1 protein-coding gene is annotated in these 1,107 nt (G+C 70.9%); it reads right to left on the bottom strand.

The genetic code is table 11. The features are described 5' to 3' along the window. Positions 1-45 precede the first annotated feature (45 nt). Entirely contained in the window at positions 46-924 is an 879-nt protein-coding gene (locus tag CCN42_RS07005) for a DUF3109 family protein (RefSeq protein WP_086733814.1), read from the bottom strand. Positions 925-1,107: the final 183 nt, after the last annotated feature.

Raw genomic sequence — 1,107 nt, 5'->3', positions numbered from 1 at the left:
AGATGTGTAGAAGAGACGGGCCGGCGGGGGCCCGAGGGCCGGGTGTCAGGCCACCGGGTCCGCGGGATGCGGCGCGACCAGCGGCAGCTGCGAGGCCAGCCGCTGCTCGCACAGCTCGACCAGCCGGTCGTAGCCCGCCTTCCCCATCAGCTCGGTCAGCTCCGCGCGGTACGAGACGTACACCGGTTCGCCCGCGCCGTGCGCCGAGGTCGCCGACGTGCACCACCAGTGCAGGTCGTGGCCGCCCGGACCCCAGCCCCGGCGGTCGTACTCACCGATCGACACCTGGAGCACCCGGGTGTCGTCGGGCCGGTCGATCCAGTCGTAGGTCCGGCGGACCGGCAGCTGCCAGCAGACGTCCGGTTTGGTCTCCAGCGGCTCGCGGCCCTCCTTCAGCGCCAGGATGTGCAGCGAGCAGCCCGCGCCGCCGGCGAAGCCGGGACGGTTCTGGAAGATGCACGAGCCCTGGTACGGGCGGGTCTGCCGGGAGCCCTCGTCGTCCTCGGAGACCCAGCCGCTCTCCCTGCCGACGTCGTGGTGCTGCCAGATCTCCGGCGTGAGCCTCGCCACATGCCCGGCGACCCGCTTCTCGTCGTCCTCGTCGGAGAAGTGCGCGCCCAGCGAGCAGCAGCCGTCGGCCGCGCGGCCCGCCTGGATGCCCTGGCAGCCGCTTCCGAAGATGCAGTTCCAGCGAGAGGTGAGCCATGTCAGATCGCAGCGGAAGACCTGCTCGTCGTCCGCAGGATCAGGGAACTCCACCCACGCGCGCGCGAAGTCGAGGCCCTTCTCGTCGGCCGTCAGGTCCTGCGGCGCCGCCGTCGGGGCGTCCTTCGCAGCTTTCGCCGACGAAGAACCCAGGACCGTTTTGTCCTTCTTGGCCTTCTTCGCGGCCTTTTCGTTCTTCGTCTTTTTCGTCTTTGGCACGGGACCAGGGTAAGTCGCCCGGGACGGCCGCCGGGACCTCCCGGAGCGGATCGGGTCCGGCTCCGGGGGGCGGCGGGCGGCACGGCTGGCAGTAGCGTGCCGTACATGAGACTCGGAGTCCTCGACGTGGGATCGAACACGGTGCATCTGCTGGTGGTGGATGCGCACCCGGGCGCGCGCCCG

The organism is Streptomyces glaucescens (assembly GCF_002154375.1).
GTDB classification, from domain to species: domain Bacteria; phylum Actinomycetota; class Actinomycetes; order Streptomycetales; family Streptomycetaceae; genus Streptomyces; species Streptomyces glaucescens.
Note: the sequence above shows the minus strand (reverse complement) of the source record. Positions and strands in the feature narration are given on the sequence as shown.